At 59.4% G+C, this 23,153-nt stretch carries 24 protein-coding genes; 8 read left to right on the plus strand and 16 right to left on the minus strand.

Going from position 1 to position 23,153, the window contains the following annotated elements; translation table 11 throughout:
* Positions 1-95: 95 nt before the first annotated feature.
* Positions 96-1,019, minus strand: a complete 924-nt coding sequence (gene lrhA / locus D781_RS14880; protein WP_015673160.1) for a transcriptional regulator LrhA — start codon at positions 1,017-1,019, stop codon at positions 96-98.
* Positions 1,020-1,866: 847 nt separating this feature from the next.
* On the opposite strand from lrhA, the gene D781_RS14885 reads away from it, so the two are divergent.
* Together D781_RS14885 and yfbR are read left to right on the plus strand one after the other, a co-directional pair.
* Positions 1,867-3,081 (plus strand): pyridoxal phosphate-dependent aminotransferase, encoded by a 1,215-nt coding sequence (locus D781_RS14885; protein ID WP_015673161.1) that lies wholly within the window; start codon positions 1,867-1,869, stop codon positions 3,079-3,081.
* An 81-nt stretch (positions 3,082-3,162) separates the two neighbouring features.
* Positions 3,163-3,762 (plus strand): 5'-deoxynucleotidase, encoded by a 600-nt coding sequence (yfbR, locus tag D781_RS14890; RefSeq protein ID WP_015673162.1) that lies wholly within the window; start codon positions 3,163-3,165, stop codon positions 3,760-3,762.
* Between the two features lie 45 nt (positions 3,763-3,807).
* On the opposite strand, the gene D781_RS14895 is transcribed toward yfbR, so the two are convergent.
* The 4 genes from D781_RS14895 to yfbV all read right to left on the minus strand — a co-directional run bounded on the left by D781_RS14895 (position 3,808) and on the right by yfbV (position 7,499).
* Complete coding sequence (locus D781_RS14895) at positions 3,808-5,640, minus strand: SLC13 family permease (protein ID WP_041412166.1); 1,833 nt, start codon at positions 5,638-5,640, stop codon at positions 3,808-3,810.
* 100 nt (positions 5,641-5,740) lie between these two features.
* Positions 5,741-6,397 (minus strand): sugar phosphatase, encoded by a 657-nt coding sequence (locus D781_RS14900; RefSeq protein WP_015673164.1) that lies wholly within the window; start codon positions 6,395-6,397, stop codon positions 5,741-5,743.
* A gap of 17 nt (positions 6,398-6,414) precedes the next feature.
* Positions 6,415-6,909 carry a YfbU family protein gene (locus tag D781_RS14905; protein WP_015673165.1) on the minus strand — a complete coding sequence of 165 codons (495 nt, stop codon included), beginning with the start codon at positions 6,907-6,909 and terminating at the stop codon, positions 6,415-6,417.
* A 134-nt stretch (positions 6,910-7,043) separates the two neighbouring features.
* Entirely contained in the window at positions 7,044-7,499 is a 456-nt protein-coding gene (gene yfbV, locus D781_RS14910) for a terminus macrodomain insulation protein YfbV (protein ID WP_015673166.1), read from the minus strand.
* Between the two features lie 364 nt (positions 7,500-7,863).
* Between yfbV and ackA the strand changes: the two genes are divergently transcribed.
* The gene (gene ackA / locus D781_RS14915; RefSeq protein ID WP_015673167.1) at positions 7,864-9,066 is read left to right on the plus strand and encodes an acetate kinase; all 1,203 of its coding nucleotides are present in this window, start codon (positions 7,864-7,866) and stop codon (positions 9,064-9,066) included.
* Between the two features lie 165 nt (positions 9,067-9,231).
* Complete coding sequence (pta, locus tag D781_RS14920) at positions 9,232-11,367, plus strand: phosphate acetyltransferase (protein WP_197663635.1); 2,136 nt, start codon at positions 9,232-9,234, stop codon at positions 11,365-11,367.
* Positions 11,368-11,441: 74 nt separating this feature from the next.
* On the opposite strand, the gene D781_RS14925 is transcribed toward pta, so the two are convergent.
* The 6 genes from D781_RS14925 to D781_RS14950 form a co-directional block, all read right to left on the minus strand.
* The gene (locus tag D781_RS14925) at positions 11,442-11,867 is read right to left on the minus strand and encodes a putative T6SS immunity periplasmic lipoprotein (RefSeq protein ID WP_015673169.1); all 426 of its coding nucleotides are present in this window, start codon (positions 11,865-11,867) and stop codon (positions 11,442-11,444) included.
* A gap of 92 nt (positions 11,868-11,959) precedes the next feature.
* Positions 11,960-12,913, minus strand: a complete 954-nt coding sequence (locus tag D781_RS14930) for a transketolase family protein (protein WP_015673170.1) — start codon at positions 12,911-12,913, stop codon at positions 11,960-11,962.
* Entirely contained in the window at positions 12,906-13,745 is an 840-nt protein-coding gene (locus D781_RS14935) for a transketolase (protein ID WP_015673171.1), read from the minus strand. Before D781_RS14935 ends, D781_RS14930 begins: the two co-directional genes overlap by 8 nt.
* Positions 13,746-13,758: 13 nt before the next feature.
* Entirely contained in the window at positions 13,759-15,138 is a 1,380-nt protein-coding gene (locus tag D781_RS14940; protein WP_015673172.1) for a PTS ascorbate transporter subunit IIC, read from the minus strand.
* A 23-nt stretch (positions 15,139-15,161) separates the two neighbouring features.
* Positions 15,162-15,443 (minus strand): PTS sugar transporter subunit IIB, encoded by a 282-nt coding sequence (locus tag D781_RS14945; protein WP_015673173.1) that lies wholly within the window; start codon positions 15,441-15,443, stop codon positions 15,162-15,164.
* A 90-nt stretch (positions 15,444-15,533) separates the two neighbouring features.
* On the minus strand, positions 15,534-15,977 hold the full coding sequence (locus tag D781_RS14950) for a PTS sugar transporter subunit IIA (RefSeq protein ID WP_041412167.1): 444 nt from the start codon (positions 15,975-15,977) through the stop codon (positions 15,534-15,536).
* Positions 15,978-16,321: 344 nt separating this feature from the next.
* Here D781_RS14950 and D781_RS14955 point away from each other — a divergent pair, with 344 nt between their 5' ends.
* Complete coding sequence (locus D781_RS14955) at positions 16,322-17,341, plus strand: LacI family DNA-binding transcriptional regulator (protein WP_015673175.1); 1,020 nt, start codon at positions 16,322-16,324, stop codon at positions 17,339-17,341.
* A 54-nt stretch (positions 17,342-17,395) separates the two neighbouring features.
* On the opposite strand, the gene yfcD is transcribed toward D781_RS14955, so the two are convergent.
* Entirely contained in the window at positions 17,396-17,971 is a 576-nt protein-coding gene (yfcD, locus tag D781_RS14960) for an NUDIX hydrolase YfcD (RefSeq protein ID WP_015673176.1), read from the minus strand.
* Positions 17,972-18,059: 88 nt separating this feature from the next.
* Positions 18,060-18,611: a phosphodiesterase gene (gene yfcE / locus D781_RS14965; RefSeq protein ID WP_015673177.1), complete on the minus strand. Its 552-nt coding sequence runs from the start codon at positions 18,609-18,611 to the stop codon at positions 18,060-18,062.
* Positions 18,612-18,874: 263 nt separating this feature from the next.
* Between yfcE and yfcG the strand changes: the two genes are divergently transcribed.
* From yfcG to D781_RS14980, 3 genes are all read left to right on the plus strand, one after another.
* Positions 18,875-19,504 (plus strand): GSH-dependent disulfide bond oxidoreductase, encoded by a 630-nt coding sequence (yfcG, locus tag D781_RS14970; RefSeq protein WP_015673178.1) that lies wholly within the window; start codon positions 18,875-18,877, stop codon positions 19,502-19,504.
* A 111-nt stretch (positions 19,505-19,615) separates the two neighbouring features.
* Positions 19,616-19,990, plus strand: coding sequence for a dihydroneopterin triphosphate 2'-epimerase (folX, locus tag D781_RS14975; protein ID WP_015673179.1), 375 nt, complete (start codon positions 19,616-19,618; stop codon positions 19,988-19,990).
* A gap of 29 nt (positions 19,991-20,019) precedes the next feature.
* Positions 20,020-20,925, plus strand: coding sequence for a TIGR01777 family oxidoreductase (locus D781_RS14980; protein ID WP_015673180.1), 906 nt, complete (start codon positions 20,020-20,022; stop codon positions 20,923-20,925).
* A 10-nt stretch (positions 20,926-20,935) separates the two neighbouring features.
* On the opposite strand, the gene hisP is transcribed toward D781_RS14980, so the two are convergent.
* From hisP to D781_RS14995, 3 genes are read right to left on the minus strand one after another with little or no spacing between them, the layout of a single operon-like run.
* Positions 20,936-21,709 (minus strand): histidine ABC transporter ATP-binding protein HisP, encoded by a 774-nt coding sequence (hisP, locus tag D781_RS14985; protein ID WP_015673181.1) that lies wholly within the window; start codon positions 21,707-21,709, stop codon positions 20,936-20,938.
* 17 nt (positions 21,710-21,726) lie between these two features.
* On the minus strand, positions 21,727-22,434 hold the full coding sequence (locus D781_RS14990) for an ABC transporter permease (RefSeq protein WP_015673182.1): 708 nt from the start codon (positions 22,432-22,434) through the stop codon (positions 21,727-21,729).
* On the minus strand, positions 22,431-23,117 hold the full coding sequence (locus D781_RS14995; protein ID WP_015673183.1) for a histidine ABC transporter permease HisQ: 687 nt from the start codon (positions 23,115-23,117) through the stop codon (positions 22,431-22,433). Before D781_RS14995 ends, D781_RS14990 begins: the two co-directional genes overlap by 4 nt.
* Positions 23,118-23,153 lie beyond the last annotated feature (36 nt).

Raw genomic sequence — 23,153 nt, forward strand, 5'->3', positions numbered from 1 at the left:
CGAAGCTGCAATAAACAACAGCCTTACTAAAAAAAGAGCAAAAAAAACCTCCGCCGCAGCAGAGGTTTTAGGGTTATGCGACGCGCCGTCCGGCGCTATTCATCGTCATCAACCGCATCTTCTGTAGATGCCGCATTCTGGAAGCTGTAGCTGGTATTGCCCTGCTGAACCGCGCTGAAAATCGCCATCGCCAGCTCATTTTCACACTGGATATCCTTGCACAGCGTGTATTGCGTCTCTGGCAGCGTCGGCAAACCTTCCGATGCACCCAACACGCGCAGATCCGGGCTCATCATCTCCACCGGACGGACGGTGACGCCCAGACCCGCCTTACAGGCGGTGCGCACCGCCGACAGCGTGGAAGCCACGTAGGCGATACGCCATGGGATCCCTGCCTCGTCCAGATGCTCGATCGCCATCGCGCGGAAAGGACAAGGCTCATCCAACACCACCAGCGGAATCGGCTCATCCTGCTGGAAATGGTAATCCGCCGCGCAGTACCACATCGTTGGCGAGGTGCGCAGCACCACGTGCGGGTGCCCGACGATATCGACGGTGGTAATAGCCAGATCCACCTCGCCGTTATTGAGCATATCCAGCATAAATGGACTACGCTTGACGCGTACGTCTACCGCCAGTTTCGGATAGACGGCGGTTACGCGGTTTAACAGGAACGGTAAAATGGTGTCGGCCGTATCATCGGAAGCGCCAATGGTGAGCACGCCTTTGATATTGTTAAACATCAGCGAGGCGCAGGCCTCATCATTAAAGCGCAATATTTTTCTGGCGTAACCGAGCAACTGTATGCCATGCTCGGTAAGAAGTTTATTACGACCGTGGCGGGCGAATAACTCTTTACCTACCAATTGCTCTAATCGCTGCATTTGCTGGCTGACCGCGGACTGAGTACGGCAGACGGCGACGGCCGCTGCGGCAAACGTATTCAGATCGGCAACAGCCACAAAAGTTCTTAGCAGATCGAGGTCGAGATTAAGTATCGGACGATTTGCATTGGTCATAGTGTTTTTCTTCACTTTTTAAATTCTATAATATTTGAAACTACCCTGGTGTATTTCTTTAGGCGCTGTTTAAAAGAACGGCGCCAGGTACGACACTACCCCACTCATAAGTGGAGGGCAAAAAATTCCTTATATTTCGTTACCTCTATCGCCTTTTAGCCTGCAACCTATCGCCGCCGCTTAACTGGCCCGGATGAGCGCATCGCTAATGTGCTGGATTGAAGGGGGAACCAGAATTTTACTCATTCACCCCGCTGAATTGCCACACTAAACGTGCTTCTTTTTTCTCATATTCACGCGCTACTTAAACGTAAAAGCTCACGAACGCTGAATACTCGCCGCCGAAACAATCGACAGATTCTAGAAATAAACCAATAAATTCAAATGGTAACAATGATATCAATGTGAAGGCCAGTGCAATCACGTAAATGTTAGCCAAATCACAAAGTGAAAGTTTTCTAATATAAATATTATTTATATAGCAGTGTGGTGATGAATAACTCATCAGGCTATCAGACTAGTCCGGTAATACCCGCCAATTCGTCATTAAAAGGAGGCATTGTCGCCTGACGGCGCCAGACAAATCACCCCGCTTATGCTGTGCAGTCAGGTTTACGCCCCGAGGCAACCAGCACAATAAAACACCAACAACACCACCAAATACAGAATTTAACGCCAACAAAAAAATTTAACCAGACTTATCATCGTTAAAATCGCCATTTTAGCCGATCATTTGCACCAAAGGTGTGCGCAGCCCTTCAAAAGCGCAGGTACCAGGAGTACATTGGTCAGGTTGCGGCGTTCCACGGTAGGAATGCCCTATCCCAGCAGAAGGCACAGTTTTTTTATGTCCCCCATTGAGAAATCCAGCAAACTGGACAACGTCTGTTATGACATTCGCGGCCCGGTGCTCAAAGAAGCCAAACGCCTAGAAGAAGAAGGCAATAAAGTCCTTAAACTCAACATCGGCAACCCCGCGCCCTTTGGTTTTGAGGCACCGGATGAAATTCTGGTCGATGTGATCCGCAACCTGCCGACCGCTCAGGGCTACTGTGATTCCAAAGGGCTCTACTCGGCGCGCAAGGCGATTATGCAGCACTATCAGGCGCGTGACATGCGCGACGTCACCGTCGAGGACATCTATATCGGCAACGGCGTGTCCGAGCTGATTGTCCAGTCGATGCAGGCGCTGCTCAACAGCGGCGACGAAATGCTGGTGCCGGCGCCCGATTACCCGCTGTGGACCGCGGCGGTTTCGCTGTCCAGCGGCAAGGCCGTCCACTATCTGTGTGACGAAGAGGCCGGCTGGTTCCCGGATCTCGACGATATTCGCAGTAAAATCACCCCGCGTACCCGCGGCATCGTGATCATCAACCCCAATAACCCGACCGGCGCAGTGTACAGCAAAGCGCTGCTGGAACAGATCGTCGAGATTGCGCGCGAACATAACCTGATCATCTTCGCCGATGAAATCTACGACAAGATCCTGTATGACGCCGCCGAACATATCTCCATCGCCTCGCTGGCACCGGACCTGCTGACCGTCACCTTCAACGGCCTGTCCAAAACCTACCGCGTCGCCGGTTTCCGTCAGGGCTGGATGGTGCTGAACGGTCCGAAAAAACACGCCAAGGGCTATATTGAAGGGCTGGAAATGCTGGCGTCGATGCGCCTGTGCGCCAACGTGCCGATGCAGCACGCCATCCAGACCGCGCTGGGCGGTTATCAGAGCATCAGCGAATTTATTCAGCCGGGCGGCCGCCTGTACGAACAGCGCAACCGCACCTGGGAGCTGCTCAACGATATTCCCGGCGTCTCCTGCGTCAAGCCGCAGGGCGCGCTGTATATGTTCCCGCGTATCGACGCCAAGCGTTTTAATATCCACGACGACCAGAAACTGGTGCTGGATCTGCTGCTGCAGGAGAAGGTCCTGCTGGTGCAGGGCAGCGCATTTAACTGGCCGTATCCCGATCACGTGCGCATCGTTACCCTGCCGCGCGTCGACGAGCTGGAAATGGCGGTCGGCAAGCTGGGGCGCTTCCTGGAAAACTATCGTCAGTAACGCCCCTCTGCTCTACGGCGCGTTTGCATAAACGCGCCGTAGTCAGCAAAATAACGCTCTTTGCTGCCGTAGAGAAAACCCATGAGCCAGAGCCATTTCTTTGCCCACCTGTCCCGCCTGAAACTGATCAACCGCTGGCCGCTGATGCGCAACGTGCGCACCGAAAACGTCTCCGAACACAGCCTGCAGGTGGCGTTTGTCGCCCACGCGCTGGCGGTGATTAAAAACCGCAAGTTCAACGGCAACCTGAACGCTGAGCGCGTGGCGCTGCTGGCGATGTATCACGACGCCAGCGAAGTGATCACCGGCGATATGCCGACGCCGATCAAGTATTACAACCCGCAGATTGCCCATGAATATAAAAAGATCGAAAAAGTGGCGCAGCAGAAATTACTGGCGATGATCCCGGAAGAGCTGCGCAATGACTTTCGCAGCATTCTCGACGAGCATTGCTACAGCGAGGATGAAAAACTGGTGGTCAAGCAGGCCGACGCCCTGTGCGCCTATCTGAAGTGCCTGGAAGAGCTGTCGGCGGGCAACCAGGAGTTCACGCTGGCCAAGGCGCGGCTGGAGAAAACCCTGCAGCTGCGCAACAGCCCGGAAATGGAGTACTTCATGACGGTGTTTATCCCCAGCTTCAGCCTGTCGCTGGACGAAATCAGCCTGGACGCCGAACTGTAATCCCCCTTCAGGGCGCGACGTACGCGCCCTGTTGTCTGACAGGTCTCAGAACGGGAACAACCATGGCACCACCGCAACGCTGACCAGCATCACCAGCACGGTGAACGGCACGCCAAGACGGACAAAATCACCGAAGGTGTAATTCCCCGGCCCCAGCACCAGCGTATTTACCGGCGACGAGACCGGCGTCATAAAGGCCGCGGAAGCGGCTATCGCGATAATCATGGCGAACGGATAAGGCGACACCGCCATTTCCCGCGCCGCCGCGATGGCGATCGGCGCCATCAGCACTGCCGTGGCAGTATTGGAGATAAACAGGCCGATCGTCGCGCACAGGACGAACAGGCAGAGTAGCATCACGCGCGGCCCCATATCGCCGGCCACGTCCATCAGCCCCTGCACGATCAGGCCCACCCCGCCCGTTTTCTGCAGCGCCTGCGCAAACGGCATCATGCCGACGATCAGAATAATGCTCGGCCAGTGAATCGACTTATAGGCGCTTTCCATATCGATACAGCGGAATTTGCCCATCAGCAGACAGGCGATCAGCGCCGCAATCGGGTTCGGCACCTCGTCGGTCAGCATCATCGCCACCATCAGCGCCAGACAAAACAGCGCGTGCGGCGCCTGCGTCATCGCCGGCGCCACTTCGTCCACCTCCGCCGGCAGGTTGAGCACGATAAAGTCGTGGGTTTTGCTCTGCAGCTGGCGAATCGCCTTCCAGTCGCCGATCACCAGCAGCATATCCCCCAGCGCCAGCGGTTCATCCACCAGCTTGCCCGCCAGCGTCTCGCCGTTACGGCGAATGCCGACCACGTTGAGATCGTAACGGCTGCGGAAGCCGTTATCCCGCAGGCTTTTGCCCAGCAGCGCCGAATCCGGGATCAGCGACACCTCCGCCATGCCGACGTTGCGCGACTGCTCGGAGAAATAGTCGCCGCGCAGCACCATCGGTTCCAGCTGCTGCTCGCCGCAGAATTCGCGCAGATCAACGTCACTGGCCGACATATCGATCAGCAGCACGTCGCGCTCGCGCAGCTCGGTGCTGCCGGAGGCGCTGACCATCACCCGCCGAAAGCGCTTCCAGCGCTCAATGCCCACCACATTGGCGCCGTAGCGCGCCCGCAGATGCAGCTCATCCAGCGAACGCCCCACCAGCGGGGAGCCGCGACGCAGCGCCAGGCGGCGCGCGCGGCCGGTCAGTTTGTAATCACGAATCAGATCGCGGAAGGTGCGCCGCTGCCAGCTCTCTTTGCGGCTGTCCGGCGATGCGCCGCCCAGCCAGCGCCGCGCCAGCAGCATATAACCCACGCCGAGCAACAGCACCAGCATGCCGATCGGCGTGACGCCGAAGAAGCCGAAGCCGCGGATGCCCTCACGCACCAGCTCGCTGTTCACCACCATATTGGGCGGCGTCGCCACCAGCGTCATCATGCCGCTGATCAGGCCGGCGAAGCTCAGCGGCATCATCAGCCGCCCCGGCGCGGTTTTCATCCGCGCCGCCACGCTGAGCACCACCGGAATAAAAATCGCCACCACGCCGGTCGAGCTCATAAACGCCCCCAGCCCGGCCACCGTCACCATCAGCAGCACCAGCATTTTGGTTTCGCTGCTGCCGGCCACCTTAACCAGCCAGTCGCCGACCTGATAGGCCACGCCGGTGCGCACCAATCCTTCGCCGATCACGAACAGCGCGGCGATCAAAATCACGTTCGGGTCGCTAAAGCCGACCGTCGCCTCCTGCAAGGTTAGCGTTCCGCTTAACACAAAGGCGATAATCACCAGTAAGGCGACCACATCCATGCGCAGTTTGTTGGTGGTAAACAACACAATCGCCACCAGCAATAAACACAACACCCACAGTAATTCGCTGTTCACATCGGCCTCGTCCATCCGCCAGGTTCCAAGGTCTTAAAAATTAGCACAAAAAAACCCCGCGTATGCGGGGTCTAATCAATTTGCCGGCGAATAGCGGCGATCAGTCGCGCAGCGTGATGCGCGCGCCGTGCGCATCGCCGTCAACCTGCAGTTGTTCAAGGGAGGAAAGGCGCAGATCGACCTGCTCCAGCTGCGGCGCGTCGGCGGGCGCATTGACCGCGATCACCTGGCAGCCGGCGGCCAGGCCGGAAGCGATGCCCGCCGCCGCGTCCTCAACCACCACGCACGCCTGCGGCGCCAGCCCCAGGCGCTCCGCCCCCAACAGGTAGGCGTCCGGCTGCGGTTTGCCGCGCTCAACCTGTTCGGCGGTGACAAACACCGCCGGCAGCGGCAGCCCCGCCGCCTGGCGGCGCGCGCTGGCAACCGGCACCGAACCGGAGGTGACGATCGCCCAGGGAATGCCCAGCGTGTTCAGCCGCGCCAGCAGCGCCGCCGCCCCCGGCAGGGCGCGTACGCCGTCGGTATCCTGCGCCTCCACCTGTTCCAGCAGATCGTGTTCATGCTGAATATCGGCTTCGCTGGCGCCCGGCATAAAGTGGCGCAGAGAGGTAATGGCCTGTTTACCGTGAATAAAATCCAGCACCGCCTGCGGATCGACGCCGTGCCGGTTGGCCCACTGGGTCCAGGCGCGCTCCACAACGGGCAGTGAATCTACCAATGTACCATCCAGGTCGAACAGAAAGCCTTTACACTCCACAGGAAACCTCTTTTTAATCATGCATTAATAATTTGCGCAATCTCGACGGCGCTCAAATGATACTGACGCGGGCAAGACAGCCACAGCGCCAGCATACGCTGATATTTATCCCACATTTTGGTCTGGGCGTTAAAGCCGTGGCTGCCGGCGTCGAACTGAGTATAGCGTCCCTCGGTATTGACCAGGAAACGCACATAGCTCAGATAGCGCGCCTCGGTCGCCGCATCAAAGCCGAGAAACGCCAAACGGCGCGGCTCCAGCCCTTGGCGATCCTTGAGATTCTCCCAGGACACCTGCAGCGCATGGTGCATTTCCATAATATTGATGATGGTGCGGCAAACTTCTTCGCTCATCTCGTCGAAGTCGCGATCCAGTTCGCGCAGCTGCAGGCCGAAACCGCGCTCCACCACGGTTTGCAGGCGGCGGTAGCGCTCGGCGTTGTCCGGATCGAGCAGCGTCATCATCTTATACTGATTCGACAGGATCAGGCGTTGGGCGTGGGTCATTTCCATGTTTAGGGTCCTCAGTTCTGCAAATTGGCGTGAGCATCGCATACTGATTTGGGCCATGGAATCACAACCCGCCGCTTCTTTGATTTGCGCCAAGTTTGGCGCCGCCGGACGCAGCGCCCCAGCGGCGAAGGAACTCAGAGATCGTCCAGGAAGGTCTTGTCCAACTGCTTGAACGCGCGCTTGAGCAGGTCCGCCAGCGACTGATAGGTCGGCGTGCCCTCAACCGGTGCCAACGCCTGGCCGGCCTGCGCCAGCTTGTCGCGCACCTCGTGGAACCAGCCGAGCAGCCCCGGCGGCAGCGGCGTCAGCGAACGGCGGCCCAGCCACCACAGCCCCTGCATCGGCAGGCTGCAGGCGAACAGCGCGGTGGCGATCGCCGGGCCGAGCTGGCCGCCCAGCGCAATCTGCCAGGTCAGGGTGAACACCGCCAGCGGCGGCATAAAACGAATGGCGAAACGGGTGGCGCGCGCAACGCGATTCTCCGGAAAGACCGGAGCCAGACGCTTGTCCGACGGCCAGGTTTTCATATAGTGCTGTCCGCGCTGGAATACCTGAAACCAACTTACGGAACCGGACGGTTTGCTCGTCATCACATACCTCAACGTCGCAGAAAAAGGGGTGGCGCCAGCCACACTACTAAAAAATTTGAAGCTTTAAATTTATTTTGTGTTTAGCGCGGGCTATCGGTATCCTACTCCGGCCTTTTTGGCCGGCTAGAAGATAGCGACAAGTTTGTCAAATTTTGTCAATTTTCAGCCCTATAACCAGCAAGATTACTTAAGCCGCGGAGAAATACCCGGTTTTTTCACCATCATGTGTTTTCTGTGCTTCACATGATGTTAATCATAAATGTCAACGGCATTATGCGCTACGCTTGTTGTCTGATTGACGATTAATTCACTAACGTGTTTTTTGATTTTCTTTTAACAACACGAACTATAAGTAGGTACTTCCATGTCGAGTAAGCTAGTACTGGTTCTTAACTGCGGCAGTTCTTCCCTGAAATTCGCGATTATTGACGCTATCAACGGTGAAGAACACCTTTCCGGCTTGGCTGAATGCTTCCACCTCCCTGAGGCGCGCATCAAGTGGAAAATGGACGGCGGTAAACAAGAAGCGGCACTCGGTGCCGGTGCAGCCCACAGCGAAGCGCTGAATTTTATTGTTAACACCATCCTGGCACAAAAACCTGAACTCTCCGCCCAGCTAACCGCCATCGGTCACCGTATCGTACACGGCGGCGAGAAGTTCACCGCTTCCGCACTGATCAACGATGAAGTTCTGCAGGGTATCAAAGATTCCGTGCCGTTTGCACCTCTGCACAACCCGGCGCACCTGATCGGCATCGCTGAAGCGCTGAAGTCCTTCCCGGCTCTGGCTGACAAGAACGTCGCCGTGTTCGACACCGCGTTCCATCAGACCATGCCTGAAGAATCCTATCTGTACGCCCTGCCGTACAGCCTGTACCGCGACCACGGCGTACGCCGCTACGGCGCGCACGGCACCAGCCACTTCTTCGTCACCCAGGAAGCGGCCAAAATGCTGAACAAACCGGTGGAAGAGCTTAACGTCATCACCTGCCATCTGGGCAACGGCGGCTCCGTCACTGCGGTGCGCAACGGCAAGTGCGTCGATACCTCCATGGGCCTGACCCCGCTGGAAGGTCTGGTGATGGGCACCCGCAGCGGCGACATCGATCCGGCCATCATCTTCCACCTGCATGACGCGCTGGGCATGAGCGTCGATCAGATCAACAAGCTGCTGACCAAAGAGTCCGGCCTGTTAGGCCTGACCGAAGTCACCAGCGACTGCCGCTATGTGGAAGACAACTACGCCACCAAAGAGGACGCCAAGCGCGCAATGGACGTCTTCTGTCACCGCCTGGCGAAATATATCGGCGCCTACGGTGCGCTGATGGACGGCCGTCTGGACGCGGTGATCTTCACCGGCGGCATCGGTGAAAACGCCGGCATGGTGCGTGAAATGACCCTGAACAAGCTGGGCCTGCTCGGCTTCGAAGTCGACCATGAACGCAACCTGGCCGCCCGCTTCGGCAAAGCCGGCGCTATCACCAAAGACGGCAGCCGCCTGGCGCTGGTGATCCCAACCAACGAAGAGTTGGTTATCGCGCAAGACGCAGCCCGCCTAACGGCGTAATCTATCAGGCACCGCCAGCTCCGGCTGGCGGTGTTGCTTTTAAGCCTTATCGCCGCCGCAGACGGCCCCGTTGGCCGCACCGCTTTGCCGCCCCGGCCGCAGCGTACGATCAGGCGACTACCGCATATCCATCGTGAAGAGGACTATTCTGTGTCACGTACAATCATGTTGATCCCCACTGGCACCAGCGTCGGTTTGACCAGCGTCAGCCTGGGTGTCATCCGCTCCATGGAGCAGCAAGGCGTTCGCCTCAGCGTATTTAAGCCTATCGCCCAACCGCGCGCCGGCGACGATACCCTCGACCAGACCACCACCATCATCCGCAGCAACTCCACCATTCCGGCCGCCGAGCCGCTGCGCATGAGCTATGTAGAAAGCCTGCTCAGCTCCAACCAGCAGGACGTGCTGATGGAAGAGGTTGTCGCGCGCTACCACGAAAACACCAAAGACGCGGAAGTGGTGCTGATCGAAGGCCTGGTGCCGACCCGCAAGCATCAGTTCGCCAACGCGCTGAACTATGAAATCGCCAAAACCCTCAACGCCGAAATCGTCTTTGTACTGGCGCTGGGCAACGATTCGCCGGCGCAGCTGAAAGAGCGCATCGAACTGGCGCGCACCAGCTTCGGCGGCAGCAAAAACAAAAACATCACCGGCGTGATCATCAACAAGCTAAACGCGCCGGTTGACGATCAGGGCCGCACCCGCCCTGACCTGTCGGAAATCTTCGACGACTCCACCAAGGCCAGCGTCGCCAATGTCGATCCGAAGCAGCTGTTCGCCAACAGCCCGCTGCCGGTGCTCGGCTGCGTGCCGTGGAGCTTCGATCTGATCGCCACCCGCGCCATCGACATGGCACGCCACCTGAAGGCGCGCGTGATCAACGAAGGCGATATCATGACCCGCCGCGTGAAGTCCGTGACCTTCTGCGCGCGCAGCATTCCGCATATGCTGGAGCACTTCCGTCCCGGCTCGCTGCTGGTGACCTCCGCCGACCGTCCGGACGTGCTGGTTTCCGCCTGTCTGGCGGCGATGAACGGCGTGGAAATCGGCGCGCTGCTGCTGACCGGCGGCTATGAAATCGACGAGCCGATCAAAAAGCTGTGCGAACGCGCCTTCGCCACCGGCCTGCCGGTGTTTATGGTGGACACCAACACCTGGCAGACCTCGCTGAGCCTGCAGAGCTTCAACCTCGAAGTGCCGACCGACGACCATCAGCGCATCGAAAAAGTGCAGAACTATGTCGCCAGCCATATCAGCGCCGAGTGGATCGAATCGCTGACCGCCACCTCCGAACGTTCGCGTCGCCTGTCGCCGCCGGCGTTCCGCTACGAGCTGACCGAACTGGCGCGTAAAGCCGGCAAGCGTATCGTACTGCCGGAAGGCGACGAGCCGCGTACCGTGAAAGCGGCGGCCATCTGCGCCGAACGCGGCATTGCCGAATGCGTACTGCTCGGCAACCCGGATGAAATCCAGCGCGTTGCCGCAGCCCAGGGCGTAGAACTGGGTAAAGGCATCGAGATCGTCGATCCGGAGCAGGTGCGTGAAAACTACGTGCCACGCCTGGTCGAACTGCGTAAAAACAAAGGCATGACCGAAGTGGTGGCGCGCGAGCAGCTGGAAGACAACGTGGTGCTCGGCACGCTGATGCTGGAAAAAGGCGAGGTCGACGGCCTGGTTTCCGGCGCCGTGCACACCACCGCCAACACCATCCGTCCGCCGCTGCAACTGATCAAAACGGCGCCGGGCAGTTCGCTGGTTTCTTCCGTGTTCTTTATGCTGCTGCCGGATCAGGTGCTGGTCTATGGCGACTGCGCCATCAACCCGGATCCGACCGCCGAACAGCTGTCCGAAATCGCCATCCAGTCGGCGGATTCCGCCACCGCGTTCGGCATCGAGCCGCGCGTGGCGATGATCTCCTACTCCACCGGTAACTCCGGCGCCGGCAGCGACGTGGAAAAAGTCCGTGAAGCGACCCGTCTGGCGCAGGAAAAACGCCCGGACCTGATCATCGACGGCCCGCTGCAGTACGATGCCGCCATCATGGCCGACGTGGCGAAGTCCAAAGCGCCGAACTCGCCGGTTGCCGGTAAAGCCACCGTGTTCATCTTCCCGGATCTGAACACCGGCAACACCACCTACAAAGCGGTGCAGCGCTCCGCCGATCTGGTGTCCATCGGGCCGATGCTGCAAGGCATGCGCAAGCCGGTGAACGACCTGTCGCGCGGCGCACTGGTCGACGATATCGTCTACACCGTCGCTCTGACGGCGATCCAGTCTTCTCAGGCTGATGCCCAGGCGTAATTCAGACGTCTGACAGCATACAGGGGCCGGCAATGCCGGCCCCTGTCATTTCAGCTATCCACGTTCCGGTTGATTCAAGGCTCCGCGCCGGTGATAACCTGCGCAACGCTGCCCTCGACGATCTTCAGCGAGAAGCTGCGTTGCCAGATGCGTTTGCTGTCGGCGTCCTGCCCTTCTACGGTGCTGATTGCCACGCTATAGGGAACATCGCTGTCAAAAGCGCTAAAGGAATAAGGAATACATTGCCCGGCAGTCACCCACTCCGCTGGCTGCGGCGGCATGGTGCTTCTGCGCCAGACCTCACGCGTTTGGTTGCCCTGCCGTTGGTCGATGGCGATGCTAACGAGGTTAACCTTGACGTCAGGCGCCAGGTACTCTGCCGGCAGAGAGAAACAGAGATGCTTCCCCTGTAAGGCGACCTCTGCCGTATAAAAACGCTGCTTTTCAACCATACAACCGCTGAGTAACACGGCGATGACCAGCGGATAAATTTTTTTCATTTAAGACTTCCTGTCTGTAAGAGTGTGACGTAATCCTTTCTGCATCCGATTATAGCGCTTTCGTACCTAAGGCCGGCAAGCCGGCCACGGTTTTACAACAGCTGCTGCGCCGCCGCCAGAATATGCTCCGCCGTCAGGCCATACTCCTGCTGCAGAAATGCCTGCGTTCCGACCTGGCCGTAGCGCTCCTGCACGCCCACCCGGCGCATCGGCGTCGGACAGTGCTCCGCCAGCACCTCCGCCACCGCCGAACCCAGCCCGTTATGGATACTGTGGTTTTCACAGGTGACGATCCGCCCGGTCTGCGCCGCATAGCGGGTAATCAGCTCGCGGTCGATCGGCTTCAGGGTAAACATATCAATCACCGCCGCGCTGATCCCCTGCCGCGCCAGCATCTCCGCCGCCTGCAGCGCCTCGGCCACCATAATGCCGTTGGCGATCAGCGTGATGTCCGTACCGTCACGCAGCACATTGCCCTTGCCGATGGTGAACTGCGCCCCTTCCTGGTAGATACGCGTCGCCTGTTTACGCGTGGTGCGTACCCAGTAAAAACCCTCCAGCGTCATCAGCTGGCGCAGAATATCGGCAAACATGGTGGCGTCGGTAACCTCCAGCACCACCGAGTGCGCCAGCCCGCGCACGATGCCCATATCCTCAAACGACATATGGGTGCCGCCGTTATGGCAGGCGGTCACCCCGGCGTCCGAGGCGATCACCTTGACGTTATTGCGCTGATAATCCAGCGCCATAAACAGCTGGTCGAAACAGCGACGGCTGGCGAAGGCGGTGAAAGTGTGGACGAACGGCACCCGCCCGGTCAGCGACAGCCCGGCCGCCACGCCGATCACGTTCGCCTCCATAATGCCGCAGTTAATCACGTGACGCGGATGGTCGCGCTGTACGCCATCCATCGCCATCGAGCTCATCAGGTCCGCCTCCAGCGCGATAATCGGCGCGCCCTGCTCTATCTGGCTGCGCACCATGCCGGCGTACACCTGACGCATTTCTATCGGATCTTTTTCCAACTGCACGCTGTCGTTAAACATGAGTCGCCTCCAGTTCGGCAATCGCCTGTTCAATATGCTGACGCACCTCCGGCGTCAGCCGCAGATGGTGCGAGTTGTCCATCTGCTCCAGATAAGGCACCCCCTGGCCTTTAACGCTGTCGAGGATCACCACCAGCGGCCGCTGCTCACCGCTGCGCCGCGGCGCGACCGCCGCACGGATCGCCGCAATATCATCCCCTTGCACGCTTGCGACGGCAAAGCCAAAGGCGCGGAACTTGCCCGCCAGATCGAAGGGGTTGATCACCTCATCCAGCAGGCCGTCCAGCTGCTGTTTGTTGTAATCGATAAACAGCGTCAGGTTGTTCAGATTGTGGTGCGCGATAAACTGAAACGCCTCCCAGCACTGGCCTTCATTCAGCTCGCCGTCCCCCAGAATGCAGAACACCCGGTTATCACGCTGCGCCAGCCGGTGCGACAGCGCCATGCCGGCGGCGATGGATACGCCCTGCCCCAGAGAACCGGTGGTGGCATCCACGCCGCGGGTGCGCAGCCGGTCCGGATGGCTGGGCAGGCGGGTGCCGTTCTGGTTGAGCGTTTGCAGCTCCGCCTGCGGAAAATAGCCTTTCAGCGCCAGCGTGCTGTACAGCGCCGGGCCGGCATGCCCCTTCGACAGCACAAAATTGTCGCGCTGCGGCCAGTCCGGATCGCCAGGATCGATGCGCATCACCTCGCCGTACAGCACCGCCAGCGTCTCCACCACCGACATGCAGCCGCCATAGTGGCCAAAACCCAGCGCGGTCAGCGCCTTCAGCGTCTCCAGACGGATCGCCTGCGCCAGCTGGCGCAACTCCCTGATATCTATTGTTGTCATTACACGGCCCTCACTATTTTTTCACGCCGTCGCCGGATGGCGCGCCTTTGCGTTTCCCCAGCAGGTTGTGCGCCACCAGCAGTGCAAAAATCACCACCACCGCCACCATGATCGCTTCCTTGTTCATAAAGCGCGCCATATTGCCCAACACGATGCCCAGCACGCCAAAGTCGGCGTCGGAGAAAGTGGTATTGGCAAAGCCCAGCGCGCCGAGCACCGGCAGCAGCAGCATCGGCAGGAAGGTAATCAGCACGCCGTTGGCGAACGCCCCCAGCATCGCGCCGCGGCGGCCGCCGGTCGCGTTGCCGAAAACGCCGGCCGTCGCACCGGTGAAGAAGTGCGGCACCACGCCCGGCAGGATCAGCACCAATTTGAGCTGCCCCAGCAGGAACAGCCCCACCAGCCCGCCCAGGAAGCTGAACAGAAAGCCGATCAGCACCGCGTTAGGCGCGTAGGGATACACCACCGGACAGTCCAGCGCCGGACGCGCATTCGGCACCAGCTTTTCGGAAAAGCCGGTAAACGCCGGCACGATTTCCGCCAGAATCAGGCGCACGCCCTGCAGGATGATAAACACCCCGGCGGCGAAGGTGATGGCCTGAATAATCGAGTACACCAGGTAGTTCTGCCCGCCGCTCAGCGCGCTCTCCACGTAGGCCTGCCCGGCGCTGATCGCCATAATCAGGTAGATGACGATCATGGTCAGCGAGATGGAGATCGAGCTGTCGCGCAGGAAGCTGAGATTCTTCGGCAGGTTCATCTCTTCGGTGGAGCGCGAGTTTTTACCGACGCGGCCGCCAATCCAGCCGGACAGCACGTAGCCCAGGGTGCCGAAGTGACCGAAGGCGATATCGTCATTGTCGGTAATCCGCCGCATATAGCGTTGGGCAATGGCGGGGAAGAATGCCATCACCAACCCCAGCGTCAGCGCGCCGGTAAACACCAGCGGGATCCCCTCAAAACCGGCGACCGACAGGATGATGCCGATCATGCAGGCCATATAGAAGGTGTGATGACCGGTAAGAAAAATGTATTTCAGCCGGGTAAAACGGGCGACGATAATATTCGCCACCATGCCGAACGCCATGATCAGCGCGGTGGAGGCGCCGTATTTTTCCAGCGCGATGGACACGATCGCTTCATTATTCGGAATGATGCCCTGAATATTAAAGGCGTGTTCAAACATCCCCCCGAGCGGATTTAATGAACTGACCAGGACGGTCGCACCGCCGCCCAGCACAATAAAACCGAGAATGGTTTTTACCGTACCTTTCACCACGTCGGAAAACGATTTTTTCTGCGCCAATAAACCAATCAGCGCAATAACCCCCACCAGCACCGCGGGGACTTTTAATATATCAACCACAAATCTGAGCGTTTCCTGGATAAACATATCCACCTCGCCAATTGCGTTGCTTAGATAATGGAGTGCGCAATAAAGTAATCACGCAGTTTGTTTTCCAGCTCGTTAATATCAATGATATTGCTGATCACCACCAGCTGGTCTGCCGGCACGCTGGCGCTGTCGGCGATGTCTTTCGCCATCACAAAAATATCGGCGGCGCCCGGCGTGGCGGAGGAGAGATCCGAGTGCTCCACCTCCGCCTCAACGGCCATTTTCTTCAGTACCTTTTTAATATTCATTTCCACCATAAAACTGCTGCCGAGGCCGGAGCCGCAAATTGCCATAATCTTCATTATTTTCACCTGTCAGATTTTATGCGTAGGGTAAGGCCGCAGGGTTTATTCTGCGCTAGTTACTATTAAGAATATAAATAAAAGATTGAATTAATAGCGGTCGATAATATCCTCAATCTGTTGAACGCTGTCGGCGTTGAATAACGCATTCATCGCCTGCTCATCGGCAAATAATTCCGCCAGCTGGGCAATCAGCTCAATATGGCTTTCGCCGTCCGGCGCTGACAGCATCACCACCACCCGCACCGGGTCGTTGTCCTGTGAATGAAAACGCACGCCCTGGTGCAGCTTCAGCAGCGACAGCCCAAGCGCCCTGGCCCCCTCTTCCGGCCGCGCATGCGGCATGGCGATGCCGGGCGCCAGCACAAAATAGGGTCCCAGCGCCTGATACTGCCGAAAAATCGCCGTCAGGTAGTCGGCGCTGATCGCCCCGCTCTGCAGCAGGGGCTGCGCGCTCAGCGTCACCGCCTGCTGCCAGTCATCCGCCCGCTCGCACACTTGAATATGGTCTGCCTTCAGCCACTGTTTCAGCACGTTGCCTCCTTCCGCCCGTTGGTCCCGCGCGTCGCCATCGACGCCCGCCGGCCCGGGCAACGAAGAAACTTTAATCAACGTTTTAGCGCCTCACCGTGATAAAGATCTCAAAGATAGCGCTACCAAAACGTTATCCGCCGGTTCTGTGATAGCGCTATCAAAAAAATGATGCGCCGGCGTCGTTGTCGCACAGTTTTTTATCGCTGGTGAGAGGAACGCGTTAAAATGGATCCCATAGCGGGATAGTAAGGGTTAATGACAGCGCTGCTTACAGCCACATTCACTTGGAGCCTATCCCATCAGGCTCTTATGCGCATGACGCGCATTTTTCGTCAGGATTACGCATGTCGATCGGGAAGAAACGCCGCAGTACCGGCAGGGTTACGCTGGCCGAGGTCGCCCAGCTGGCAGGCGTCGGCACCATGACGGTGTCGCGCGCGTTACGCACGCCGGAACAGGTGTCGGACAAACTGAGAGAGAAAATTGAGGCGGCGGTCAATGAGCTTGGCTACCTGCCCAACCTGGCCGCCAGTTCGCTGGCTTCAGCATCGTCTTATACCATCGCCATGGTGGTGCCGAGCTTTTCGGAGTCCGGCTGCGCCGAGATGTTCGCCGGCCTGCAGCAGGTGCTGCAGCCGGCCGGCTATCAAATCATGCTGGCGGAATCCCAGCACTATCCGGAGCGTGAAGAGAAACTGCTGACCACCCTGCTGTCCTACAATCTGGCGGCGGCGGTGCTGCTCAGCGTCGAACACTCGCCGACCACCCGCCAGGCGCTGCAGGCGGCCAATATTCCGGTGGTGGAGATCGGCGCCCTGCGCGATGACCCGATCGATATCACCATCGGCATCGATTATGTCGCCGCCATGTACCAGCTGACCCACACGCTAATCGCCGGCGGCTATCAGAATATCGGCCTGCTGTGCGCCAACCAGGAGCAGTGGATTTTCCGCCAGCACCTGCAGGGCTGGCACCAGGCGCTGCTGCGCAGCCATATGTCGCCGCACCGGGTGATCAACGCCGCGCAGCCCGCCAGCTTCGCCACCGGCGCCCAGCAGCTGCCGGAGTTTTTGCTGGCCTGGCCGGAGCTGGACGCGCTGGTATGCGCCTCGGACGAGCTGGCCTGCGGCGCGCTGTACGAGTGTCAGCGCCGCCACGTAAAAGTGCCGGAACAGCTGGCGGTGGTCGGCTTCGGCAACAGCGAAGTCAGCCGGGTCTGCCAGCCGCCGTTAACCACCATGACGGTGCCGCACCGGGAGATCGGCATTCAGGCCGGTCAGGCGCTGCTGGCGCGGCTGGACGGCCGGGAGTGGTGCGCTGCAGGCTCGCTGCCCTCGACGCTGTGCCGCCGCGACAGCTGCTGAAAACGACAACGCCGGTCAGAAGACCGGCGTTATTTTTACTCGCACTCGCGTGAATCAGGCGTTTTCCGCGCCGTCTGCCGGCTTGTCCGCCCGCGCCAGCGGCTTGCCGTAGTCCTGTTCGTTGTTACGCGTCAGCCACAGCGACAGCGCCTTCAGCGAATCCGGCGTAAAGTCGTCGCAGCGCGCGGTGATCTCCTCCGTCGTCAGCCAGGTCACCTCGACCACTTCTTCTTCCTGCAGCGCAAACGGCCCGTGCGATACGCAGCTGAACAGCGCGCCCCAAACGCGGCACTGCTCTTCTTCAAAGTAGAACTGCCCGTGCTCGGCAAACGGCACGCCGGCAATCCCCAGCTCTTCTTCCGCTTCGCGGCGCGCGGAGTCCAGCACGTTCTCGCCGCTTTGCACCACGCCGCCGGCGGTCGCGTCCAGCCGGCCCGGATAGATATCCTTGGTATCGGTACGACGCTGAACCAGTATTTTCCCCATCCCATCATGCACCACAATATAGGTCGCACGATGACGTAGCCGTTCCGCACGCATCTGTTGACGACTGGATTGAGCAATCACTTCATTTTGCTCGTTGACGATATCAACCCACTCGGTCGCTGCAGCCTGATCCTGTTCCGCCATCCTATAAAACCTTCTATTTTGGCGCGAGGGTCATCGCGCGCTGGTTGATCAATTAGCTGTATTCAATGATTCTTATTGTGTGTATAAATTAGTGCGTTAATGCCGCCTCTGCAACAACCTCGCCGCCGTGCAGCGTGACCACGCGCAAAGTCTGCGCCTCCAGCATGCCGTAGCTGGCCGGAAAGCCTCCCTTGGGCAAACTGACCGACCCCGGATTAAAGCAGTAAATCTCCCCGCAGCGCTGCGCCTGCGGCAGGTGCGTATGACCATAGACCAGAACATCCCCGGCCGATAACGGCGGCAGTGCGGAGGGATGATAAAGGTGACCGTGGGTTAAAAACAATCGTCTTTTTTGCCACAGCACCTGTTGCCAGGGCGCGTCCATCGGGAAGGACAGCAGCATCTGATCGACTTCGCTGTCGCAATTTCCCCGAACGGCGATGATCTTGTGCGCATAGCGATTCAATTGTTCGGCAACCTGCGCCGGCTGATAACCGTCCGGCAGCGCGTTGCGCGGGCCGTGATTCAGTAAATCGCCCAGCAGGATCAGCCAGTCGGCGCCGTTTTGTGCAAACAGCTCCAGCACCCGGGTGGTCGCCGGCAGCGAGCCGTGCAGGTCTGAGGCAAACATCAGCTTCATACCCTTTCTCCTCTTCGCGAAACAGGCGCTATTTTAGCGTAGAACAGGCGGCTAAAAAAACACGCGCCGCCGGCGACGGCCAATTTCCGAAAATGGCGGCGATGGTCTAAGCTGGAGTGCGGGCCGTCTGCGTTCGACGCTGACGCAGCGCCGGGTTTAATGGACAAACCGGCGCAACAGTATAAGAATGATCTCATGGCTCACATGCTGCCGACTGGTTCATGCTTCATCTTATCATGATGTTTTACAAGGAGTATTAGAGTATGATTGACCTGTATTACGCCCCTACTCCCAACGGTCACAAGATCACGCTGTTTCTGGAAGAGGTGGGGCTGCCTTACCGCCTGCATTCGGTCAATATCAGCGCCGGCGAACAGTTCAAACCCGACTTTCTGGCGATTTCTCCGAACAATAAAATTCCCGCCATTGTCGATCAGCAGCCGGTAGACGGCGGCGAGCCGATTGCCCTGTTCGAGTCCGGCGAAATCCTGCTGTACCTGGCGGAAAAAACCGGCAAACTGTTGAGCAAAGGCCTGCGCGAACGCGCCGCCACCCTGCAGTGGCTGTTCTGGCAGGTCGCCGGTTTCGGGCCGATGCTCGGCCAGAACCATCACTTCAACCACTACGCGCCGCAGCCGGTGCCTTACGCCATCGAACGCTACCACTTGGAAACCAAACGCCTGTACGGCGTGCTGGAAGCCGAACTGCAAAAACACCCGTATCTCGGCGGCGACAACTACAGCATCGCCGATATCGCCACCTACCCGTGGGTCGTCTCTCATCCGCGCCAGCGTATCGACCTGGCCGACTTCCCGGCGGTGCGCAACTGGTTCGAACGCATCAGCAACCGTCCGGCCACCGAACGCGCCTACAAGCTGGCCGAACCGGCCTGACCGCCCTGTGCCGGCCGCCGCGGCCGGCAGAGTTTCCCCCCTCGGCGTTATCATTTCCCTACTTTCCGTGTATTCTGGACGCAAACAATCAGATTACATGGAGAACTGCTGATGTCATTTAGCCAACCCGACGCCGTCATCCGCATAAAAAACCTGCGGTTGCGTACTTTCATCGGGATCAAGGAAGAAGAGATCAATAACCGGCAGGACGTGCTGATCAATGTCGCCATCCACTACCCGGCCGACCAGGCGCGTAACAGTGAAGACATCGCCGACGCGCTCAACTACCGCACCATCACCAAAGCCATCATCCGCCACGTCGAGGATAACCGCTTCGCACTGCTGGAAAAATTAACCCAGGATGTGCTCGATATCGTGAAACAGCACCCGTGGGTGACCTATGCTGAAGTAGAGATCGATAAACTACTGGCCCTGCGCTACGCTGATTCGGTATCAATGACCATGAGCTATCGCCGCGAAGGCTAAAGGCACCAGGCAAGGGGGGAATATCCGCCATGCATATCCTGATTACCGGTGCGACCGGGCTTATCGGCCGCCGTCTCACGCAGCGGCTGCTGGCGCTTTCCCATACGGTAACCGTGCTGACCCGCAACGTGGCGCATGCGCGCACGCTGTTTGGCGAGCGCGTCAGCTACTGGTCCTCACTGCAGGACCGCCCCTCCCTCGACGGCATTGACGCGGTCATCAACCTGGCCGGCGAACCGATCGCCGATAAACGCTGGAGCAAAGCGCAGAAGGCGCGCCTGTGCCACAGCCGCTGGGATCTGACCGAACGGCTGGCGGCGCTGATCCACGTCAGCGAACGGCCGCCGGCGGTGCTGATTTCCGGCTCCGCGGTCGGTTACTACGGCGATCAGGATCAGGCGGTGGTGACCGAAGAGGAAGCGCCGCACGACGAATTTACCCACCGGCTCTGTCAACGCTGGGAAGCGCTGGCGCTGCGGGCGAAAAGCAACGGCACGCGGGTGTGCCTGCTGCGCACCGGCGTGGTGCTGGCCCCACACGGCGGCGCGCTGGCGAAGATGCTGCCGCCTTTTCGCCTCGGGCTGGGCGGCCCGATCGGCAGCGGCCGGCAGTATCTGCCGTGGATCCATCTGGACGACATGGTCAGCGGCATTCTGTTTCTGCTGGACACCTCCACCCTGAGCGGCCCGTTCAATATGGTCGCCCCCTACCCGGCGCATAATGAGCAGTTCGCCGCCCTGCTGGCGAAAACCCTGGGACGTCCGGCCTGGCTGCGTATGCCGGCCTGGGCGATCCGCCTGCTGATGGGGGAAGCGGCGGTGCTGGTGCTCGGCGGCCAGCACGCGGTGCCCAAACGGCTGGAAGAGGCGGGCTTCCGCTTCCGCTATGTGGATTTGGAGCAGGCGCTGGCGTCGGTGATTCACCCGCCGGCCTAGCGCCGCAGGATTACTTCAGCGCCCCCGATAAAAACTGCCGCAGACGCGGGCTTTGCGGATTATCGAACAGCTGCGCCGGCGGCCCCTGTTCTTCAATCAACCCCTGATGCAGGAAAATCACCTGATTGGAAACGTGGCGGGCAAACTCCATTTCGTGCGTCACCACCACCATGGTTTTTCCCTCTTCCGCCAGCTGCTGCATAATGCGCAGCACTTCCCCCACCAGCTCCGGATCCAGCGCCGAGGTCGGTTCGTCAAACAGCAGCACTTCCGGCTCCATCGCCAGCGCGCGGGCGATGGAAACGCGCTGTTGCTGGCCGCCGGACAGGTGCGCCGGATATTTGGCGCGCGCCCGCTGGTCGATGCCGACCTTGTCCAGATAGCGCTCCGCGCGCTGCCGGGCCTCCTGTTTGCCCAGCCCCAGCACCTGCACCGGCGCCTCCATCACGTTTTCCAGCACCGTCATATGGCTCCACAGGTTAAAGTGCTGGAACACCATCGTCAGCCGGGTGCGCAGCAGCTGCAGCTGTTTTTTATCCGCCACCTGCAGCTGGCCGGCTTTATCGCGCACCATTCGGATATCTTCATTATTCAGGCTGATGCTGCCGGCGCAGGGCTGTTCCAGAAAGTTGATGCAGCGCAGAAAGGTGCTCTTGCCGGAGCCGGAAGAGCCGATAATGCTGATCACATCGCCGGCGTTGGCCGCCAGCGAGACGCCCTTCAGCACCTCATGGTCGCCATAGCGTTTGTGCAGGTCGCTGACGGCTAATTTAATCTCAGACATGATGTTATTTCCGTCCTTTATCGATGAGTCACGTGCGCCATCCAGCGTTTTTCCGCCTTGCGGAACAGGCTGATCAACGTGTAGGAAATCGCCAGATACAGCACCGCGGCGATGCCGAACGCGTAAAACGGCTGATAGGTCGCCGCGTTAATATCGCGCGCCACTTTCAGCAGGTCCGGCACGGTGGCGGTAAACGCCAGCGCGGTGGAGTGCAGCATCAGAATCACTTCATTGCTGTAGGCCGGCAGCGCGGTGCGCAGCGCCGAAGGCAGAATAATGCAGCGATACAGTTTGAAGCGTGAAAAACCGTAGGCGTTGGCGGCTTCAATTTCCCCGTGCGGCACCGCGCGGATCGCGCCGGCGAAAATTTCAGTGGTGTAGGCGCAGGTATTGAGCGTCAGCGCCAGAATGGTGCAGTTCAGCCCGCTGCGGAAAAACGCATTGAGCAGCTCGCTGCCGCGCACCACCTCCAGGCTGTACATGCCGGAGTAAAACACCAGCAGCTGCACATACAGCGGCGTACCGCGGAACACGTAGGTGTACAGCCACACCGGGAAGCTCAGCCAGCGCCGGGAAGAGACGCGCGCCACCGCCATCGGCAGCGACAGCAGCCCGCCCATCACCACCGAACTTATCAGCAGCCACAGCGTCACCGCCACGCCGGTAAAGCGGTAGCCGTCGCTCCACAGCAGCGACTGCCAGTACTGTTGCAGGATCTCCATCATAGCTCGGCCCTCTTGACGCCCAGGGAATAACGCCGCTCAAGCCACAGCAGGACGCCGTTGGAGAGGGTGGTAAACAGCAGATACACCGCGCCGGCCACCAGCGCGTAAAAGAAGGGTTGATAGGTGCCCTTGCCCGCCAGCTGGGTGGCCTTCACCACGTCGTTCAGACCGAGGATCGACACCAGCGCCGTCGCCTTCAGCACCACCTGCCAGTTATTGCCGATGCCCGGCAGCGCAAAGCGCATCATCGCCGGGAACAGAATGCGGCGGAAGGTCTGCCCGCCGCTGAAGCCAAAGGCGGTCGCCGCCTCAATCTGTCCGCGCGGCACCGCCAGATAGGCGCCGCGGAAGGTTTCGGTAAAATAGGCGCCGTAAATAAAGCCCAGCGTAATAATGCCCGCCGTCAGCGGATCGATATCGATCTGCGCCAGCCCCAGCGTCTCGGTCAGGCTGTTTAACGCGATCTGCAGGCCGTAGAAGATCAGCAGCATCAGCACCAGATCGGGCACGCCGCGGATCAGCGTGGTATACGCGCCGAACAGCGAGGCCAGCAGGCGGTTGTTGGAGAGTTTGCCGCCGGCGCCGATCAGGCCGATCACCACCGCCAGCAGCACGGAACTGAGCGCCAGCTCCAGCGTCACCAGCGCGCCCTCAAATATCAGTTGAGAATAACCTTGCAGCATGTACTTCATCCTGTCGTCAGTAGGCGTAAGCAATCC

Source organism: Serratia sp. FGI94, assembly GCF_000330865.1.
GTDB classification, from domain to species: Bacteria; Pseudomonadota; Gammaproteobacteria; order Enterobacterales; family Enterobacteriaceae; genus Serratia_B; species Serratia_B rubidaea.

Coding starts and splice junctions, on each gene's coding strand:
- lrhA (WP_015673160.1), bottom strand. CDS start 1,019: ATGACCAATGCAAATCGTCCGATACTTAATCTCGACCTCGATCTGCTA.
- D781_RS14885 (WP_015673161.1), top strand. CDS start 1,867: ATGTCCCCCATTGAGAAATCCAGCAAACTGGACAACGTCTGTTATGAC.
- yfbR (WP_015673162.1), top strand. CDS start 3,163: ATGAGCCAGAGCCATTTCTTTGCCCACCTGTCCCGCCTGAAACTGATC.
- D781_RS14905 (WP_015673165.1), bottom strand. CDS start 6,909: ATGGAAATGACCCACGCCCAACGCCTGATCCTGTCGAATCAGTATAAG.
- yfbV (WP_015673166.1), bottom strand. CDS start 7,499: ATGACGAGCAAACCGTCCGGTTCCGTAAGTTGGTTTCAGGTATTCCAG.
- ackA (WP_015673167.1), top strand. CDS start 7,864: ATGTCGAGTAAGCTAGTACTGGTTCTTAACTGCGGCAGTTCTTCCCTG.
- pta (WP_197663635.1), top strand. CDS start 9,232: ATGTTGATCCCCACTGGCACCAGCGTCGGTTTGACCAGCGTCAGCCTG.
- D781_RS14925 (WP_015673169.1), bottom strand. CDS start 11,867: ATGAAAAAAATTTATCCGCTGGTCATCGCCGTGTTACTCAGCGGTTGT.
- D781_RS14930 (WP_015673170.1), bottom strand. CDS start 12,913: ATGTTTAACGACAGCGTGCAGTTGGAAAAAGATCCGATAGAAATGCGT.
- D781_RS14935 (WP_015673171.1), bottom strand. CDS start 13,745: ATGACAACAATAGATATCAGGGAGTTGCGCCAGCTGGCGCAGGCGATC.
- D781_RS14940 (WP_015673172.1), bottom strand. CDS start 15,138: ATGTTTATCCAGGAAACGCTCAGATTTGTGGTTGATATATTAAAAGTC.
- D781_RS14945 (WP_015673173.1), bottom strand. CDS start 15,443: ATGAAGATTATGGCAATTTGCGGCTCCGGCCTCGGCAGCAGTTTTATG.
- D781_RS14955 (WP_015673175.1), top strand. CDS start 16,322: ATGTCGATCGGGAAGAAACGCCGCAGTACCGGCAGGGTTACGCTGGCC.
- yfcD (WP_015673176.1), bottom strand. CDS start 17,971: ATGGCGGAACAGGATCAGGCTGCAGCGACCGAGTGGGTTGATATCGTC.
- yfcE (WP_015673177.1), bottom strand. CDS start 18,611: ATGAAGCTGATGTTTGCCTCAGACCTGCACGGCTCGCTGCCGGCGACC.
- yfcG (WP_015673178.1), top strand. CDS start 18,875: ATGATTGACCTGTATTACGCCCCTACTCCCAACGGTCACAAGATCACG.
- folX (WP_015673179.1), top strand. CDS start 19,616: ATGTCATTTAGCCAACCCGACGCCGTCATCCGCATAAAAAACCTGCGG.
- D781_RS14980 (WP_015673180.1), top strand. CDS start 20,020: ATGCATATCCTGATTACCGGTGCGACCGGGCTTATCGGCCGCCGTCTC.
- hisP (WP_015673181.1), bottom strand. CDS start 21,709: ATGTCTGAGATTAAATTAGCCGTCAGCGACCTGCACAAACGCTATGGC.
- D781_RS14990 (WP_015673182.1), bottom strand. CDS start 22,434: ATGATGGAGATCCTGCAACAGTACTGGCAGTCGCTGCTGTGGAGCGAC.
- D781_RS14995 (WP_015673183.1), bottom strand. CDS start 23,117: ATGCTGCAAGGTTATTCTCAACTGATATTTGAGGGCGCGCTGGTGACG.